Below are 17,413 nucleotides of genomic sequence, written 5' to 3'. Positions count from 1 at the left end.
ACGTCGTGGCCTGACAGCGGCATGGCCAGGGCAGGCCCGACCGAGGTCATCAGGGAGGCGGCGGCTAAGGCGCAACCGACAACGAAATTCCGAAATCCCGTCATGCTTTCCTCACTTTCCGAAAGGGTTGCTTTCCGGTTGTGTCCCTGCTTCACATTAGGTGTTTTTTTCTTGGTTTATTCATGGCGAAATGGTGCGGATCCGTTCGGCCGATGGCCGGATTTCCACGCCGTCTGCCGTTCGGTATAGAATGCACCGGCGCGTTTGCCATGTCACTGTTATTCTTGCCTATTGCCGTTCGTTGGCATTCACGGAGTATAAGATGCAATTGAAGTTCGGTACCAGCGGTCTGCGCGGCCTGTCCGAGGAGCTGAAAGGCGAGCCGTCTGCACGCTATGCGAAGGCCTTCGCGCGGCACCTGATCGCCTCCGAGCAGGCGAAGGCCGGGGATCCGATCCTGATCGCTCGCGACTTTCGCGATTCCAGTCCTGAAATTGCGGGGGTTTGCGCCGATGCGCTGAAGAGCGAAGGCTTTCGCGTGTTCGATTGCGGCACTGTTCCGACCCCGGCACTGGCGCTTTATGGCCTCGTCCACAAAGCTGCGGGCCTGATGATCACCGGCTCGCATATTCCCGCTGATCGCAACGGCATCAAATTCTACCGGCCCGACGGTGAGATCGACAAGAACGACGAACTGGCGATCAGTTCCATTGCCGACGCCATTGCCGGCGAGGCCGTGCCTTCGGCCGGCTCCGGTGAAGACCATGCGGCGTCGGCCGCAGATCTGTTCCTCCAGCGCAACAGGGACCTGTTGCCACCCGGTTCGCTTGGCGGCTTGCGCATCGGCGTCTATCAGCACAGCACGGTAGCCCGCGATCTGCTCGTCGAGTTGCTGACGCATCTCGGCGCCGAGACGGTCGCTCTCGGCCGATCCGAGGACTTCGTGCCTGTCGATACCGAGGCGGTTTCGCCTAAAACGCTCGCCAAGCTTACCGCCTGGGCGCCTGAACATCGCCTGGATGCGATCGTCTCGGCCGATGGCGACGGTGACCGGCCGCTGGTTGCCGATGAAAAGGGCGCGCCGCTTCGTGGCGACCTGTTGGGCCTCGTCGCCTGCGAGTTCCTCGGTGCCCAGATCGCCGTGACGCCGGTCACCTCCAATTCGGGTCTCGAACGAGCCGAAGGTCTGTCGGTCATCCGCACCCGGGTCGGTTCGCCCTATGTCATCGCCGGAATGGCGCAGGCAGTTGCGGAAGGCGGCACGAAGGTGGCCGGCTTCGAGGCCAATGGCGGCACGTTGACCGCGAGCGACTTCTCCGTCGGCAATGGTGTTCTCAAGGCTTTGCCCACCCGTGACAGCTTCCTGCCGATCCTCGCCGTGCTTGGGCGCGCCGCCGAAGCCCGGATGACCCTCTCGGCGCTGGCCGCGTCCTATCGTCTTCCGGTCGCGCTTAGCGACGCCTCGAACACTTCCCGGTCGAAACCAGCAGCCGGCTGATGGCGTTTCTGCGCGGTGGGGCGGAGAACCTCGGCGGCTTCCTTGCCGCCATTGGCCGTCCGGCTGCCGTCAGCGACATCGATGGTCTGCGCGTTACCCTTGCCGATGGTCGAACGATTCATTTCCGCCCGTCCGGCAACGCACCGGAAATGCGCTGCTATGTCGAGGCCGAGACGACAGCAGAGGCGGAATCGCTGCTAGCTCAAGGACTTTCCACAATTCGATCCTGGGCAAAAGTGACGTCAAACTGACCTTTTTCGTGTTCTGACACGAAAACTTCAAAATGCCTGTTGACACTTCGGCTCGGGCCTTTTACATGCCGGTCCGTCGCCCAGATGGCGGAATTGGTAGACGCGCCAGCTTCAGGTGCTGGTACTCGAAAGGGTGTGGAGGTTCGAGTCCTCTTCTGGGCACCATTCCTTTAGCCAAACATTTGTTTTGGTTCGAAAAACCCCGGCTTGCCGGGGTTTTTTCGTTTCTGGCTTTTGGCCTGAACGGCGAGCGACCACCGCAAGTTTGCCTGATGAAAAATGCCCGATTTCCCGAGTTCGAAACCGCGCGGCGGAGCCACGTTCCTGCATAGGGTTTGTGTGCCTGCTAGCGCGCCGCGTGAGCCATTTCTGCAGCGTCTGGTGCATCTGCGCGGTACAGGGTCATTCAGCCAGTAAGGAAGCCGTTGTGGCGGCGCGTCTTGCGATCTGTGGTAGGCTCGCTACTATTCAATCACCCGCTGCGGCGGCGGATTTCGAGCGAGGATCATCCGCGATGGCTGACACGCGTCGCAAGCTGACGACCATCTTCTCCGCTGACGTCCAGGACTATACCCGCCTGATGCGGGCGGACGAGGAGGGTACGCTTGCTACTCTCAAGCGGTACCGGGATGCCATGACGCGCCTGATCGAGGCGCATGACGGCCGGGTCATCAACACCTGGGGGGATGGGCTGATCGCCGATTTCCCCAGTGTCGTCGAGGCGCTGCGCGCGGCGATCGACGCCCAGAACGAGCTGGCCGGTTACAACGCGAGAAGCAAGGACGATGCGCAGATGCTGTTTCGCATCGGCATCAACCTCGGAGATGTGATCACCGAGGACGACGACATCTATGGCGACGGCGTCAACGTTGCCGCTCGCCTGCAGGCGTCCGCCCCTGCCGGCGGCATCGTGATCTCCAACACCGTCTATGACCAGGTGCGCAACAAGATCGCCGTCGGCTTCGAGTTTCTGGGCCAGCTTGAGGTCAAGAACATCGACGGCGGCGTGCCGAGCTATGCCGTGCGCATCGGTGCGTCCGATGACAGCGGGGCGGCTGCGGACCGCCAAGCCGAATGGGGCCGGTCGGCCGAGCAATCCGGCCGATCCGCGACCGTACCGATCGAAGCCGCGGCTGAACCGACGGGCCTGACCGGAAAGCTTATGGGAACGTTGGCGGTCATCGGCGCCGGCCTCGCGGCGCTCAATCTGCTGACCTGGCGCGGCGTGTTCTGGGCCGCATGGCCCCTGCTGGCATTCGCGGTTCTCGCGGCCTTGCGATGGGTGCGGGCAAACAGGAAGATCGACCGGGTCATCGGCACGCTTGCTGTCGCCGGTCTGGCTCTCGTCGCAATCAACCTCCTGTCCTGGCGGGGCGTGTTCTGGGCGGTGTGGCCGTTGCTTGCGATCGCTATTGCTGCTGGCATCCGTTGGGTCATGCGCCAGAGAGATGGCGTCCGGCGTTGACGGCGCGCGCTGCAGGCGCCTCAGGATGATGTCGTCGGTGATTTCAAGGCTGCATCCTCGACGATCGGCCGCGCGCTCAGCACCTCATAGACATCGAGTGCCGTGGCGCGCCCCTTGGCTTGCGCCGATCCGAGCGGCCGGAAGGTGATCGCGTCGGATGCCTGGGCGACGACGGCGCCGCTCGCCATGATCGTCGTGCCGTAGTTCTTGTTCATGCCTTCGAGTCGCGAGGCGACGTTCACCGTGTCGCCCATGGCGGTATATTGCAGCCGTTCCTTCGCGCCGACGCTGCCGACAACGGCGGTGCCAGTGTGGATGCCGAAGCGCGTACGGAACTCCGGCAGGCCCTTCTTGCGCTGCGCTTCGTTGAACGCTTGCAACCGTTCCTCGACTGCCAGCGCGCAACGACAGGCATTCTCCGCATGGCGCTCGTCTGGCGCCGGCGCGTTCCACATGGCAAAGACGGAATCGCCGAGGAACTGGATGATCGTGCCGTCATGGGCATCGACGACCTCGCTGAAGATGTCGAAATATTCCGAAAGCATCGCCACCACTTCTTCCGGCGCGTGGCGTTCGCTCAAGGTGGTGAAATCGTAGATATCGGTGAAAAGTGCCGTGACCTCCTGACGCCAGGCCGCGCGGCCGCTGAACTGGCCGGATTCGATGCCCTTGCGCACCAGTTCCCTCGGCACGTAGAGCGCGAAGGTGAAGATCGCGTCGCGTGCCCGGTTCATCGCCCCGCCGAGCGTGGAGATCTCGCTGACATGCGACGACACGTCGATCGGCGTGGTGAAATCCAGGTCCTGCAGCCGGTTGGCGCTGGCGGTCAACTGGTTGAGCGATTTAGTGATCAGGTGTGCGAGCACCAGCGACGACAGGACGGCGAGCGCCACTACGGCGCCGGATATTGCAAGCCCCTGGATCAGTGCCTTGTTGGCGTCGGCCATGAGTTCGTCGAGCGGGGCGGCGACGACCGCCCGGTGTCCGGTCAGCAGCAGCTCCGATTCGAGCGGTGTCACCATGACCAGATAGGTCCGGTCCCCCACCTCGGCGAAACCGGCCTTTCCAGGCGGTGGCGGGTTGAGGCGGATGCTTTGCACCAGCGGATCGTTCTGCGGCGGGACGATCGGATCGTCCTTGTCCTTGGCCGACATGATGCGTTTCATCATCGTCCGGTCGGAGTGGATGATCGGTCGGCGACCGCATCGAGGATGAAGGAGACGGATCCCTTCGTCAGCCGTTCGCGCGACAGGAAATCGGTGATGGTGTCGAGAACCACGTCGGCGCCGATGACGATCTTGGGATTGCCGCGGTGCGCCTGCGAGATCGTCATGCCGAGCGCGCCGGTCGTTGCCATCTCGTAAGGGCCGTTCGACACGGCAGCCGTGCCGTCGACGGCCGACTGGTACCAGGGCCGGGTTCGCGGATCGTAGCCCGACGGCGGTAACCGTCGCTCCGACGTCGGTTCGCCCGCCTCGTCCAGGAAGATGACGCGGTTGATCGATTTGCCGCTGGCGTCGCGCTCCATCGAGCGGACAGCCATGGAGGCGCCGCGTGGGGCATCGAGCGCCATGCGCCAGGCGATGTGCTTGAGATCGACCACCTGGAAAAACGCGCCGCTCGGGTAGCCGACATAGACGCCGTCGATATGCGGCGAGCGGCTGATGCCTTCGCGCAGCACGGCCGCCTTGTCGTTCATGCGCTCCGGCGGAGGCACGAGGAAGGAGTTGGCGACCGACGAGACGAGGCTGACAAGCGCCGAGGTGTCGCCGGACAGCACGCCGAGACGATCGACCAGGCGGCCGGCAAAGCCGCGCATGTTGGATTCGGCATCCGCAATCGCGGCGTTGCGTGAGCGGTGATAGTCAAGCCCGACAAGGATGCCGGATACGGCGATCAGCATGGCGACCATCACCAGGCTGAACAGCGAACGCAGCGAACTGTTCCAGCTGTCGCGTATCCTGGTTCCGAGAAAGCCGGACGTCTTGTTGGCCATTGCGTGTCTCTGATCTCGCGCCTGTCCTGGCGATGCTACGTGCTTTTCCCATAAAACACGTTAATCGGGGGCAATGCATTCCCGGCCGTCAGCGAAACGATGAAATCTCCGATGGCGAAGAGCTTATACCAAGCTGGGTCGATATCAGTTGACCGTCACCGGCTTGGAGCGCATCCGTGCGACCGTCTCGCGCTCAGCGCGTTTGCAGCGCATCGGCGGCAGGTCCCGGTCCATCAGGTCCATGTCTTCCAGCACCATGTCGCCCATCTTCTTGAAGGCGCTGTCGAGCGCGCCCGCGCGGTGCGCCGAGCGCAGGAAGCCGGGCAGGCGGCGCACCCTGTGGTCGAGCGGAAGTGGCTCCTGCGGGAAGACGTCGCTGGCGGCAACGATATGCCCGCTTTCGACGGCGGCCATTAGCGCATCGAAATCGACGACGCCGGCGCGGCTGAGCAGGATGAAGGCTGCCCCCGGCCGCATGCTGGCAAAGGCCCTCGCGCCGAGAAAACCCTCATTCTCGCTGGTGACCGATGCGACGACGAAGACGAAATCGCTTTCGGTCAGCACGGTTTCCAGCGATGCCGGTTCGACGCCGTTGTCACGGAGGATAGAGGCCGGCATCCAGGGATCGAAGACGCGGATCCTGGCGCGGAAGCCTGACAGCACCCGGTTGAGCGCCTTGCCCAGGTCTCCGAAGCCGATGATGCCGATGTCCGAGCCGGAGAGCAGTCGCGCCGAGCGATTGCCGTCGCCACCCCAAAGCTCCCGGCCCTCGCGAAAGGCGAGATCGGCGTCGACGATGCCGCGCGCGATGTTGAGGGCCATCGCAAGCCCCATTTCGGCGACCGGCTCGGCAAATACTTGGCCGGTCGTGACGACGTGGACACCGCGTTCGAACAGCACCTCATAAGGCATGTTGTTGATCAGGTTGCTCTCGACATTGAGAATGGCCCGCAGCTTCGGCAGGCGCGCCAAGGTATCGTGGTCGAGCGGCGGTTGGCCGATGATGTAGCGCGCTTGCGACAGCACCTCGTCGCCAAGGCCGGCGATCTCATCCGGATCGGTCTCAACGATGCGGTAGCGCTCGTGCAGTTGCTTCAAGGCGTCGGCTGTGAAGATCAGGTCGAGCGTGCGCGGCGCCGGCACGCTGATGGCGAGCGGTCTCGTGTCGTTGGGCATTGTTCCTCCTCGGTGGAGGCAGAACACCTCCACAGTTCCTTGCCCAATTTTCTAGGAAGTATTCATCGGCTTGCCAAGCCGAACCGGTGCAGGTTGGTATTAGTAGCCGAGCCCGCGCTTCTGCCGGTAGAGTGACGGTGGCAAATCGCTACCCTGGAACACCGGGCCATCGCCGCGGCGGCAGTTGTAGATCGTGTCGTAGCGCGGCCCGCCGCGCGAGCTCGATTCGAACGGATAGTCGCGATCGACAAGTGTCTGCTGGCAGACGACCTTGTCGCCGTTGTCGTTCAGGGGATCCATCGGGCGCACACCGGGCAGGTCCCTATAGTTCTGCGCCAGCGCCGGCACGACCGTGAAGCCAAGCACGAGCGATATGATCGAAAGAGCCGAGGCGGTGCGAGAGGAGGTCATCAATGCGAGCTTTCGAAGGGTGCACCCGCGGCGAGGTGCCATGACACGGTTTCGCCAGGGCCAAACTTGCGCTATAGGCGACACCACTTCCGTTTCATCTGGGGATTTTCGATGGCGAATGCAATACGGTTCCATGAAGGCGATATTTCCGCAGCCGATGCCGCCCGCTACCGGGGCGCGATTGCCGTCGACACGGAAACTCTTGGCCTTGTCCCCCGCCGCGACCGGCTCTGCGTCGTCCAGCTTTCGCCGGGCGACGGCACCGCCGACGTGATCCGTATTGCCGCCGGCCAGAAGGATGCGCCGAACCTCGTCGCCATGCTCGCCGACCCGGCCCGGCAGAAGATTTTCCACTACGGCCGTTTCGATATCGCCGTACTCTTCCACACTTTCGGCGTGACGACGACGCCGGTGTTCTGCACCAAGATCGCCTCGCGTCTGACGCGCACCTACACGGATCGCCACGGGTTGAAGGACAATCTGAAGGAAATGCTCGACGTCGATATTTCCAAGCAGCAGCAGTCCTCCGACTGGGCGGCCGAGACCCTGTCTCCGGCGCAGCTCGAATATGCCGCATCCGACGTGCTGCACCTGCATGCGCTGCGCGAAAAACTGACGGGGCGGCTCTTGCGCGATGGCCGCATGGACCATGCGGATGCCTGCTTCGCCTTCCTGCCGACCCGCTCCAAGCTCGATCTGCTCGGCTGGGACGAGACCGACATTTTCGCCCATAGCTGAACGGGTCATACCAACCTGCGCTGATATTGACCTCTCGCGCCGGAGCGATTTTGGTTTCCGGCAAAGAGACAATCGCAACCGGACCCAAGCGGCGCGGTGAGGAGTGTCGACGCTATCAGGATGCCAAAAGCGCCCGGCCCTTCGGGTGGGCCGTGTATCGGCCACCGGCAGCGTCGCAATCCTCGACCGATGCCAAAGCATCGTCCTGCGGTATGCTCCTTGCCGGATGACCGCACGGTCCCACGCAAGACGTCAATATCAGCGCAAGGTTGGTATCACGGCGTCAGCCAGAGCACGATGGCGTAACGCGCCGCCTTGCCGATCGCCACGAACACCAGGAACAGTGCAAAAGGCATGCGCAACAGCCCGGCGACGAGCGTCAGCGGATCGCCGACCACCGGCAGCCAGGATAAGAGCAGCACCGGCTGGCCATAGCTCGCAAACAGCGTCTCCGCCTTCTGCCGCGCCGCAGGCGAGATCGGGAACCAGCGCCTTCCCTCAAAGCGGATCAGGAACCGCCCAAGCACGAAATTGACGACGGCGCCAAGGACGTTGCCAGCTGTGGCCGCGACGAAAAGGGCGACACGGCCGGTTTCGCCATGAAGTGCGGCGGCGACGATCGCCGCCTCCGACATGCCGAACAGCAGTGTCGCGGAGAGGAAGGCTGCCGAGAAAACGCCAGCGAGAATGCCGAAATCCAGGATCAGCTCCTGTCGGTGTGGCCGAGATCGCGCTCCGGCTCGATGATGTCGCGGATGCGCTGCTTCAATTCTTTCGGTCCGGGAAAACCGCCGTCACGCTTGCGCTCCCAGATCAGTTCGTCATTGACGCGGATCTCGAAATTGCCGCCGGTGCCGGGGATCAGCGCCACTTCACCCAACGATTGGCCGAAGGTCTGCAGCAGCTCCTGTGCCATCCAGCCGGCGCGCAAAAGCCAGTTGCACTGCGTGCAATAAAGGATGGTGATCCGCGGCTTCTCGTCCATCTGGTGGTTCCCGGCTGGTTTGTGCGCGGCAACATACTGCATAACCCCGTAAAACCGGAACCGGTTAAATGAGAAAATTACACAGCAGGTTTCAGGCGTTACACCGTCCCTGGTGCGTCACGCCGACCGCTTGGCGCGGTAGCGGTCGATCTGGAAACAACCGGCGGTCACGCGCCTCTCACGCAATTGTCAACTGATTTAGTCATGTTTTTATCGGTCGCTCCCTTGCAAACGAAAAGACGCCCGGCGAGACATTGCTGCATTGCACATATTGTCGCAGCCACCTCCAAGAGGACCTACCCATGACTGATGCTACCGTCTCGACCTCCCGTCCCCGTGCAATCCTCCCGGCACTGGAAAAGATCTATCTGCCGCTTGATACCTTTGCCGAAACGCTGCTGCGCGTTCTGTGCGGCGTCCTGCTCGTAACCCACGGTTACGGCAAGATCATCAATCCCTTCGGGGCTGTCGGCATGGTCGAAAGCCTCGGCTTCTACCCCGGCGTCTTCTGGTCGCCGCTGCTGGCCGCCACAGAATTCTTCGGCGGCATCCTGATCGCGATCGGCCTTCTCACCCGTCCGGCCTCGGTTGCCGCGATGATCGTGCTGCTCGTCACTGTCTACTTCCATGGCGTTGTGCAGGACCAGGGCCTCGGTGGCGCCGAAAAGTCCATTCTCTGGGCAGCGATCCTGTTCTTCTTCGCCGTTCGCGGCGCCAACAGCCAGTCCGTCGACGCCAAGCTCGGCAAGCAGTTCTGATCGACCTTCGGGCAAGAGTTGATTGAAAAGCGGGGAGGGCGGTCTGACGACCGGCCTCCTCGACGCGTTTCGGGGGTGCGCTCAGGCCCGCTCGGCCGGTGTAACGTTGCGGATGGTCATCCGGTGGACCTTGCCGGAGCGGTCGTGCCAATCGATCGACTGGCCGACGGACAGGCCGATGAGTGCTGCGCCGATCGGCGTCAGCACCGAAATACGCCCAGCCTCGATATCGGCCTCGCCGGGATAGACGAGCGTCACCTGCTTGGCAAAACCATTGTCGGCGTCGAAGGCGACGGTGGATCCCATCTGGACGCTGTCGGCCGGCAGCTTGCCAGGGGTGGTCACCCGCGCCCGTTCGAGTTCGGACAGAAGCGCCTCGGCGACCTCGGGGATGCGGTCGAGAGCGGAGGAGGCAAGCGCCGTCAGACGCTTGTGGTCCTCGGCATTGATGATGATCGCGGGAAGTTTGTTACGGGCGGTGGTCGCCATGATGATAACCTGACGTTCTTGTCGACGGGCCATGGGCGCCGTCATTGCTGATTCTTTCTGGAAAAACGCGGCGCTCGGATCGTGGCATGGGAACGGAGGTTCTCATTTGCCGACGCGAAAGGCTCCCCTGACCCGGAGAGCGCAAGCATCCGGGCTGGGGTCAGGTTCCTGCGATCGGGCACACCCGGAAGCAGCGAAGGGAAGAAATCGCGAGCATCATGATATCAGGAAAGTCGGAAAGTTTGGCACGGAAGTCAAGGCCCGGCTGCGTTGGTCAATGAGCACCATGCCGGTTCTCTCCTCTTGAACCGGGGCGCATGTCGTGATCAATCTTCCGCCCATACGGCAAAGGGAAGGTGATGATGCGGGTACTGGTGGTGGAAAACATGGCGAAGACGGAGCTCGGCCAGGTCGGCACGGCGCTTCGCGAGGTCAAGGCCGAAATCGAGGTTCGCCGTGCCTATGCCGGCGACCCGGTGCCGACTGAACCCGATGGCTTCGATGCGCTGGTCGTGCTCGGCGGCGAGCAGAGTGCGCTCGACGACGAGGCTTTCCCCTATCTCCCGCAACTGGCAGCTCTGATGCGCCGTTTCGGCGACAGCGAGCGTTCCGTGCTCGGCATCTGCCTCGGCAGCCAGCTTTTGGCGCGTGCCTATGGTGCGAAGAACCTGTTGGGCGAAGCCAAAGAATTCGGCTGGCACGATGTGCGGGTGCGTGCCGAGGGGCAGAGCGATCCGGTGCTGGCAAGCGTCGGCGAAAGCTTTCCGATCTTCCAATGGCATGGCGATACCTTCACGCTGCCGGAAGGGGCGGTGCACCTTGCCGAAAACGATGTCACCCGGCATCAGGCGTTTCGCATCGGCCGTGCCGCCTATGGCACGCAATTCCACTTCGAGGCCGACACCGATCTCGTCGAGGATTGGAACCGCTCGTTCCCGCAGACGATCAATCGGCTCGACCCCAACTGGTTGGCAGAGTACCCTGCCCATGCCCGGCATCATGGCGAAAAGGCCAATGCCGCCGGTCTCGCTTTGGCGCGCGCCTGGGTCGCCACCATCAGGCGTGGCGATGCTATTGCCGCAGCGTCGGGCGACGAGGTGCTGGAGGAGGCCTGCTGATGGATAAAACCATTGCTGGCGGCTGCTTCTGCGGACGCATCCGCTATCGGCTGAAACGGCGGCCGATGTTCGTCAACTGCTGCCATTGCACCGATTGCCAGCGACAGGTCGGAAGCGCCTTCGTTGTCAATGGCGTTATCGAGCGTGAGAACATCGAGCTGACGGCAGGCGAACCCATCGTCGTGACGCTGCCGACCGAGAGTGGCCGGCCGCACGATGTCTATCGCTGCGGTGAATGCCAGACGGCGCTCTGGAGCGATTACGGCCGTCGCGGCTGGCTCGCCTTCCTGCGCATTGCAAGCCTCGATCGGCCTTCGGATTTCCCGCCGGATGCCCATATCTTCACGCGCTCGAAGGTCTCCTGGCTATCGCTTCAAGGCGGCGCCCCGGTCTTCGACATCTATTACGACATGGCGGCACTGTGGCCGGCGGAAAGCCTGGCGCGGCGTCAAGCGGCCGAGGCAAGGGCAAAACCGTGAGCGCCAGCGAGCGCGGCAAGATGGCGGCGGGCGATTGGTACTGCTGCCTCGACCCGGAACTCGAGCGGCTGCGTCAGCGCGCGCGTGACGCGGTGCACCAGCACAACACCATGGCACCCGATGCGCGTGGGTCGATGGCGCCGGCGCTTCGGGCGCTGTTCGCGAGCGTTGCCGATGATGTTCTCATCGAAGCGCCGTTTCATTGCTCCTATGGCATCAACATTTCGCTTGGCCCCCGCGTCTATCTCAATGCCGGCTGCACCATGCTGGACAGCGGCCGCATTTTGATCGGCGAAGGTTCGATGCTAGGCCCGGGCGTGCAGATCTATTGCGCCGAGCATCACAAGGACGTGCCGCTCAGGAGCCGTGGCATCGAGATCGCAAGGACGGTCGAGATCGGCAAGGACGTGTGGATCGGCGGCGGCGCCATCATTCTCGGTGGCGTGACGATCGGCGATGGCGCCATCGTCGGGGCCGGCTCCGTCGTCACGAGAGACGTGGCGGCGGGCGCGACGGTTGTCGGCAACCCGGCGCGGCCTCTGCCGCAATCCGGCAAGTTGTAGTTCAAAAGAGAGGTTTTTGATGGTCGACCAGATGACAACAATCAAGGTGCGTCCGACAACGCCTGCCGACGTGCCGGCGCTCTGCGCCTTCCTCAACGAGATCATCCGGATCGGCGGCACGACTGCCAATGAGACGCCGTTCACACTCGAAAGTTTTACCGCGCACTACCTCGCCGGCCCGGGCTTCGTCAGCTGCTTCGTTGCCGAAGATGTCGACGGCCGCCCTTGCGCGTTCCAGGCACTGGAACGCTACGACGGATTGCCGGAAGGCTGGGCCGATATCGGCACGTTCTCCCGCCCTGATGCCAAGGTGCGCGGCGCCGGCTCGGCGCTCTTTGCGGCCACGAGGGACAATGCCCGTGCGCTGGGCCTCACCGCGATCAACGCCACCATCCGCGCCGACAACACGGGCGGCCTTGCTTATTACGGCAAGATGGGTTTCGTCGATTACAAGGTGGACAAGGCGGTGCCGCTCAAGAGCGGCCTTCCGGTGGATCGCATCTCGAAGCGGTATCTGCTCACTGAGAGCTGAAGACGGCTGGTGGTCGGTGGTGGCCTCGGGTCAAGCCCGAGGATGACGGCGGTCGGGTGTGAGGCTGAACAGAAATCAGCTCTGCTTTGCAGCCTCCCCGTGGGCGACTGCCCCGAGATCCGTTGCTGGCCAGGACCACCTCCCACTGTCATCCTCGGGCTTGACCCGAGGATCCATGGACGAGCTCTGCCCCGCTGCCGGGCCATGCTGACATCGTCACGAACTGCAAAGAGGCGATCGTTATTTCGAGATTTTGCAGGTGGATCCTCGGCTCAAGTCCGAGGACGGAGACGCCGTCAGCGAACGTCTGCAAGCAAGGGCGTGGCGTCAGGCTCTCCCCTTCGCCACGCACGTCATTGGTGTCTGACGCTTATTCGTCGCCCATCTTGAGCGCGGCGATGAAGGCTTCCTGCGGGATCTCCACCTTGCCGAACTGGCGCATGCGCTTCTTGCCGGCCTTCTGTTTTTCCAGAAGCTTGCGCTTGCGGGTGGCGTCGCCGCCGTAGCACTTCGCCGTCACGTCCTTGCGGAGCGCCGAGATGGTCTCGCGGGCAATGACGTTGCCGCCGATCGCCGCCTGGATCGGGATCTTGAACATGTGCTTCGGGATCAGCTCCTTGAGCTTCTCGCACATTTCGCGACCGCGCTTTTCGGCCGCCATCCGGTGCACCATCATCGACAGCGCGTCGACCGGCTCGCCGTTGACGAGGATCGACATCTTCACAAGGTTGCCTTCCTTGTGGTCGGTGATCTGGTAGTCGAACGAGGCATAGCCCTTGGAGATCGACTTCAGGCGGTCGTAGAAGTCGAACACGACTTCGTTGAGCGGCAGGTCGTAGGTCAGCATCGCGCGGGTGCCGACATAGGTCAGCTCGATCTGAATGCCGCGCCGGTCCTGGCAGAGCTTAAGAATGCCGCCGAGATAGTCGTCGGGCGTCAGGATCGTCGCGCGGATCCACGGCTCGTGGATCTCGGCGATCTTGACGACGTCGGGCATGTCGGCCGGGTTGTGCAGCTCGCGCTCCGAACCGTCGGTCATGAACAGCTTGTAGACGACCGAAGGCGCCGTCGCGATCAGGTCGAGGTCGAACTCGCGCTCCAGGCGCTCCTGGATGATTTCAAGGTGCAGGAGCCCGAGGAAGCCGCAGCGGAAACCGAAGCCGAGCGCGGCCGACGATTCCATTTCGAACGAGAACGACGCGTCGTTGAGGCGCAGCTTGCCCATCGCCGAACGCAGGTCCTCGAAATCGGCGGCATCGACCGGGAACAGGCCGCAGAACACCACCGGCTGCGCCGGCTTGAAGCCCGGCAGGGCCTTGGCGGTCGGGCGCTTGTCCTCGGTGATGGTGTCGCCGACGCGGGTATCGGCCACTTCCTTGATCGAAGCGGTGATGAAACCGATCTCGCCCGGGCCGAGCGCGTCCATGGCCACCATCTTCGGCGTCAGCACGCCGACGCGTTCGATCGTGTACTTGGCGTCGGTGCCCATCATGCGGATGGTCATGCCCTTCTTCAGGGTGCCGTCGATGATACGCACGAGAACCATGACGCCGAGATAGGCGTCGTACCAGCTGTCGACCAGCAGCGCCTTCAGCGGTGCGGTATCGCCGCCCTCGCTCTTCGGCGCCGGCAGCTTGGTGACGATCGCTTCGAGAACATCGGGAATGCCGAGGCCCGTCTTGGCCGAGATCAGAACGGCTTCGGAGGCGTCGATGCCGATCACTTCCTCGATCTGTTCCTTGATCCGCTCCGGCTCGGCGGCGGGAAGGTCGATCTTGTTGAGCACGGTGACGAGCTCGTGATTGTTGTCGATCGCCTGGTAGACGTTGGCGAGCGTCTGGGCTTCCACCCCTTGGCTCGCATCGACGACCAGCAGCGAACCTTCGCAGGCCGACAGCGAACGCGAGACTTCATAGGCGAAGTCGACGTGGCCGGGCGTGTCGATGAGGTTCAGCACGTAGGTTTCGCCGTCATTGGCCTTGTAGTGCAGACGCACGGTCTGGGCCTTGATGGTGATGCCGCGCTCGCGCTCGATATCCATGCTGTCGAGCACCTGCTCGGACATTTCCCGCTCGGCAAGGCCGCCCGTCGACTGGATCAGTCGGTCGGCCAGCGTCGATTTGCCGTGGTCGATATGGGCCACGATCGAGAAGTTACGGATATGCGACAGGGGCGTCTTGGAAGATGTTGTGCTCATGGGCCGCATATAGCAGTGCCTTCAAGCCGCGCAAAGCGGGAAATGAAGGCTTCGTTCACTATAAATGAGGGGCTGCGGCGGCTATTCGGTTCTGGCATCCGCGTCGATCAGCGCGCCGGCATTCGGCACCTGCGCGCTCTTCAGTTCGAAGGTCTCGCGCTCGCCGGCGGGTACCTCGTCGCGTTTCCTGAGGCGTATCAGCACGAACAGCGCATAGAGCGCCGCAACGACCATCGCCGCATAGATGAAAGTACGCGGCCCGAACACCGGCGTCAGCAGCGTGACGAGCATCGGCACCAGGGTTGCCGCCGCCGACCAGGCGACCAGCATGGTGCTGGCGAGCGGCACGAAATCCGCCGGATCAGTGCGGTCGTTGGCATGTGCGTTGGCGATGGAATAGACGGTCTCGACCGCACCGGCGAACAGCGCGAAGACCACCATCAGCATGAGAAGATTGCTGAAGGTCGCCGAGAGCGCGAAGAAGCCGGCGGTAACGATCAGCAGGCAGGTGGCGATCAGCACCAGCCGGCGGTCGATCCGGTCTGATAGCGTGCCCATCGGATACTGGATGGCGATCAGCCCGAGCTGCATCACGAACATCAGGTTGGCAACGTCGCCCTGGCTCACCTGATTGGCGGCCGCATAGATCGGCGTGAAGCCCTGTACCACCATCGAAAGACCGCCAGCGGCAAGCACGCCGATGAAGGCGACAGGTGAGCTGCGCCAGACCATCGGGATATCGATGCTGACCTTGGCCGGCGCCGGCGGTGTGGGCAGGCGCGTCAGGCCGATCGGCAGGATGGCAAGTGCCGTGAAGAAGATGGTGATGAGCGGCGGCAGGTTACCGTCGACGGGGATCTGTCCGAACAGCCAGGCGCCGGTGCCAAGCCCGATCACGTAGGCCATGTAGAACATCGCCATCGCCCTGCCGCGCCAGTGGTTGTCGCTCGCATGATTGAGCCAGCTCTGACTGATGATGAAATTGGTGTTTCCGGCAGCACCGTAAAGGCCGCGGGCGAGCACCCAGAGGATCGGGTGCATGCCGAGACTGATCGTCAGCGCCGAAAGGATGACCAGCGCCATCGAGCAGGAAAACGCCCGGGCATGGCCGACGCGGCGGATCATCGGTCCGGCGATCACGCAGCCGACAAGCCCGCCGAAGGCAATCATGGTGACGGCGGCGCCCGGCACCCAGTCCGGCGCATCGGACCGGGTCAGCACGAAAGGCACATAGGCGAGCATCATGCCGTTGCCGATCGCCACAGCCGTCATCGACATGACGATGCTGGCAATCGACGTCAGCGAGGAGGGTTGCTTGTCCATGTCGTGCCGGTCCGTTTCATCAGCCGTGACGGCCTGTTTCGTGAGGTCGTGCTAAATTATTGAGCGGGAACGTTTTTTCGCTCAGGATGCCCGTTGCGGACCTTAGCCGAAAGCGCGTTGTCGCAATGTCGCCAAAGCGGCATTGTCAGCCTTTATTTTCAGTTCCCGAGGTCTTGACTCTATTATATGAGAAATGTAATCTCAAATAATGGAAATCACCGGCGACCCACTCGAACAAGCCATCGGCGAACGCGTCCGTTCGCTGAGGGCCGAGCAGAACCTGACACTTGACGATCTGGCGACGCGGTCCGGCGTCAGCCGGGCCATGATCTCGCGCATCGAGCGCGGCGAGGTGAGCCCGACGGCGCAACTGCTCGCCAAGCTTTGCACCGCCCTCTCGACTACGCTGTCGGCGCTCTTTGCCTTTGACGGCCAGCAGGCTTCGCCGGTTGCACGGCGCGCCGATCAAAGACTTTGGCGGGATCCGGAATCCGGCTATCTGCGCCGCTCGGTCTCGCCTGATGGTGTCGGCTCGCCGGTCGATATCGTCGAGGTCGAGTTCCCGCCGGGCGCGCGCGTCGTCTTCGAACGCCAACCGGCCGATCGGGGCATTACGCAGCACCTCTGGCTTTTCTCCGGCCGGCTCGAACTGACCATGGAATCCGGGTCGCATGTGCTTGAAGCCGGCGACTGCCTGTTCATGGGGCTCGAGCAGGGCCACGTCTTTCACAATCCCCATGATGAGCCGGCTCACTATGCCGTCGTCCTTTGCCGAACCAGGGTTTGACCATGCCTGACATCACGATCCGCCTGCTCAACGAAGCCGAAACCCGTTCCGCCATGCCGGCGCTTGCCGAGGTGCTCTCCGATTGCGTCGAGGGCGGCGCATCCGTCGGTTTCATGCAGCCCTATCCGCCGGAGGCGGCGTTGCCCTACTGGGATGGCGTCGCCAATGCGGTTGCCGCCGATGAAACGCTGCTGATAGTTGCCGAAGACGAGGGGCGGATCGTCGGCACGGTCCAGGTCGGCGTGGCGCAGATGCCCAACCAGCCGCATCGCGGCGATCTGAAGAAGCTGCTCGTCCATCGCGCCGCCCGCGGCAAGGGCGTCGCCCGGCTGCTGATGCAGGCCGTCGAACGGGAGGCGGCGGCACGCGGCAAGGTGCTGCTTGTGCTCGACACGGCAACCGGCAGCGAGGCGGAGGCGATCTATCCACGCCTTGGATGGGAACGCGTCGGCGTCATTCCCGATTACGCCATGTGGCCGGAGGGCGGCCTGTGCGCCACGACGCTTTTCTACAAGCGCATCGCGGCGTAGGGGGATCGCCGCTCCCTCGGATGCCCCTCCTTCAGTGTCGCTGCCCCTCACCCCAGCCCTCTCCCCGCTTGCGGGGAGAGGGGGGACTGGAGTTTGCCGCGCGTCTCCTTCGCCTCG

Annotated in this window: 16 protein-coding genes, 1 tRNA gene and 2 pseudogenes; 11 read left to right on the top strand and 8 right to left on the bottom strand. The window is 63.2% G+C overall.

Translation table 11 applies throughout. From position 1 onward, the window contains the following. Positions 1–322 precede the first annotated feature (322 nt). The 3 genes and pseudogenes from BKP54_RS18335 to BKP54_RS18325 all read left to right on the top strand — a co-directional run bounded on the left by BKP54_RS18335 (position 323) and on the right by BKP54_RS18325 (position 3,214). Positions 323–1,749, top strand: a pseudogene (locus BKP54_RS18335) (phosphomannomutase). Between the two features lie 78 nt (positions 1,750–1,827). Next, positions 1,828–1,914 (top strand) — tRNA-Leu (locus BKP54_RS18330). Between the two features lie 349 nt (positions 1,915–2,263). Beyond that, a complete protein-coding gene (locus BKP54_RS18325) occupies positions 2,264–3,214 on the top strand; it encodes an adenylate/guanylate cyclase domain-containing protein (RefSeq protein ID WP_025425517.1) in 951 nt (316 codons plus the stop codon). Between the two features lie 20 nt (positions 3,215–3,234). Here the strand turns inward: BKP54_RS18325 and BKP54_RS18320 are convergent. The 3 genes and pseudogenes from BKP54_RS18320 to BKP54_RS18310 form a co-directional block, all read right to left on the bottom strand. Continuing rightward, a pseudogene (locus BKP54_RS18320) lies at positions 3,235–5,210 on the bottom strand (adenylate/guanylate cyclase domain-containing protein). A 144-nt stretch (positions 5,211–5,354) separates the two neighbouring features. After that, positions 5,355–6,386 carry a hydroxyacid dehydrogenase gene (locus tag BKP54_RS18315; RefSeq protein WP_025425519.1) on the bottom strand — a complete coding sequence of 344 codons (1,032 nt, stop codon included), beginning with the start codon at positions 6,384–6,386 and terminating at the stop codon, positions 5,355–5,357. Between the two features lie 99 nt (positions 6,387–6,485). After that, complete coding sequence (locus tag BKP54_RS18310) at positions 6,486–6,797, bottom strand: hypothetical protein (RefSeq protein ID WP_025425520.1); 312 nt, start codon at positions 6,795–6,797, stop codon at positions 6,486–6,488. Between the two features lie 111 nt (positions 6,798–6,908). On the opposite strand from BKP54_RS18310, the gene BKP54_RS18305 reads away from it, so the two are divergent. Beyond that, entirely contained in the window at positions 6,909–7,535 is a 627-nt protein-coding gene (locus BKP54_RS18305) for a ribonuclease D (RefSeq protein WP_025425521.1), read from the top strand. 275 nt (positions 7,536–7,810) lie between these two features. On the opposite strand, the gene BKP54_RS18300 is transcribed toward BKP54_RS18305, so the two are convergent. Next, entirely contained in the window at positions 7,811–8,155 is a 345-nt protein-coding gene (locus BKP54_RS18300; protein ID WP_025425522.1) for a VTT domain-containing protein, read from the bottom strand. Positions 8,156–8,238: 83 nt separating this feature from the next. Continuing rightward, on the bottom strand, positions 8,239–8,520 hold the full coding sequence (locus BKP54_RS18295; RefSeq protein ID WP_025425523.1) for a SelT/SelW/SelH family protein: 282 nt from the start codon (positions 8,518–8,520) through the stop codon (positions 8,239–8,241). 302 nt (positions 8,521–8,822) lie between these two features. Here BKP54_RS18295 and BKP54_RS18290 point away from each other — a divergent pair, with 302 nt between their 5' ends. Beyond that, positions 8,823–9,278, top strand: a complete 456-nt coding sequence (locus BKP54_RS18290; RefSeq protein ID WP_025425524.1) for a DoxX family protein — start codon at positions 8,823–8,825, stop codon at positions 9,276–9,278. An 81-nt stretch (positions 9,279–9,359) separates the two neighbouring features. On the opposite strand, the gene rnk is transcribed toward BKP54_RS18290, so the two are convergent. Continuing rightward, on the bottom strand, positions 9,360–9,767 hold the full coding sequence (gene rnk / locus BKP54_RS18285) for a nucleoside diphosphate kinase regulator (RefSeq protein ID WP_038576621.1): 408 nt from the start codon (positions 9,765–9,767) through the stop codon (positions 9,360–9,362). Positions 9,768–10,129: 362 nt separating this feature from the next. Between rnk and BKP54_RS18280 the strand changes: the two genes are divergently transcribed. From BKP54_RS18280 to BKP54_RS18265, 4 genes are read left to right on the top strand one after another with little or no spacing between them, the layout of a single operon-like run. Next, positions 10,130–10,885, top strand: coding sequence for a type 1 glutamine amidotransferase (locus BKP54_RS18280; protein ID WP_025425526.1), 756 nt, complete (start codon positions 10,130–10,132; stop codon positions 10,883–10,885). After that, the gene (locus tag BKP54_RS18275) at positions 10,885–11,364 is read left to right on the top strand and encodes a GFA family protein (protein WP_025425527.1); all 480 of its coding nucleotides are present in this window, start codon (positions 10,885–10,887) and stop codon (positions 11,362–11,364) included. Before BKP54_RS18280 ends, BKP54_RS18275 begins: the two co-directional genes overlap by 1 nt. Beyond that, positions 11,361–11,927, top strand: a complete 567-nt coding sequence (locus tag BKP54_RS18270; protein WP_025425528.1) for a sugar O-acetyltransferase — start codon at positions 11,361–11,363, stop codon at positions 11,925–11,927. The genes BKP54_RS18275 and BKP54_RS18270 overlap by 4 nt, the downstream gene beginning before the upstream one ends. Positions 11,928–11,946: 19 nt before the next feature. Then, positions 11,947–12,459: a GNAT family N-acetyltransferase gene (locus BKP54_RS18265; RefSeq protein ID WP_225906193.1), complete on the top strand. Its 513-nt coding sequence runs from the start codon at positions 11,947–11,949 to the stop codon at positions 12,457–12,459. 370 nt (positions 12,460–12,829) lie between these two features. Here BKP54_RS18265 and lepA read toward each other — a convergent pair whose 3' ends face one another. Together lepA and BKP54_RS18255 are read right to left on the bottom strand one after the other, a co-directional pair. Next, on the bottom strand, positions 12,830–14,665 hold the full coding sequence (gene lepA / locus BKP54_RS18260) for a translation elongation factor 4 (RefSeq protein WP_025425530.1): 1,836 nt from the start codon (positions 14,663–14,665) through the stop codon (positions 12,830–12,832). A 72-nt stretch (positions 14,666–14,737) separates the two neighbouring features. Further along, positions 14,738–15,979: an MFS transporter gene (locus tag BKP54_RS18255; protein ID WP_025425531.1), complete on the bottom strand. Its 1,242-nt coding sequence runs from the start codon at positions 15,977–15,979 to the stop codon at positions 14,738–14,740. A gap of 208 nt (positions 15,980–16,187) precedes the next feature. On the opposite strand from BKP54_RS18255, the gene BKP54_RS18250 reads away from it, so the two are divergent. Both BKP54_RS18250 and BKP54_RS18245 read left to right on the top strand, forming a co-directional pair. After that, positions 16,188–16,766, top strand: coding sequence for an XRE family transcriptional regulator (locus tag BKP54_RS18250; RefSeq protein WP_084814690.1), 579 nt, complete (start codon positions 16,188–16,190; stop codon positions 16,764–16,766). Between the two features lie 2 nt (positions 16,767–16,768). Beyond that, on the top strand, positions 16,769–17,296 hold the full coding sequence (locus BKP54_RS18245; protein WP_025425533.1) for a GNAT family N-acetyltransferase: 528 nt from the start codon (positions 16,769–16,771) through the stop codon (positions 17,294–17,296). Positions 17,297–17,413 lie beyond the last annotated feature (117 nt).

Origin of the sequence: Ensifer sp. 1H6, assembly GCF_001976035.1 — a bacterium.
Classification (GTDB): domain Bacteria; phylum Pseudomonadota; class Alphaproteobacteria; order Rhizobiales; family Rhizobiaceae; genus Ensifer; species Ensifer canadensis.
This window is presented reverse-complemented; position numbering and strand designations above follow the sequence as displayed.